1 protein-coding gene is annotated in these 262 nt (G+C 36.6%); it reads right to left on the bottom strand.

The window, feature by feature from the left end:
* Positions 1-262: hemagglutinin repeat-containing protein (locus ACFINZ_RS11500; RefSeq protein WP_375701582.1), on the bottom strand; the 262-nt coding region annotated here is incomplete at both ends.

Raw genomic sequence — 262 nt, 5'->3', positions numbered from 1 at the left:
TTGTGTTTTTTAGTCAACTGAATGGCAAGACCGAAACGTTTTTCTTGAGAATTCGATGAATGATTATTACGGCCATCTTTAACATTGACATTATGGGAAGCTGAAAGGTGCAGTTCCTCACGTGCTGTAAGGTCAGAGCCCATTACATGTACATTGGATTTTTTAGCAGCGATTTTTATATTGCCATCAGCATTCAGAGAAGATCCTTTATATTCAATTATTTCATCGCTTTTTGTTTTGGATTCTTTTCCCCCGATAAACA

Source organism: Bartonella sp. AA81SXKL (genome assembly GCF_042196945.1).
Taxonomy (GTDB): domain Bacteria; phylum Pseudomonadota; class Alphaproteobacteria; order Rhizobiales; family Rhizobiaceae; genus Bartonella.
This window is presented reverse-complemented; position numbering and strand designations above follow the sequence as displayed.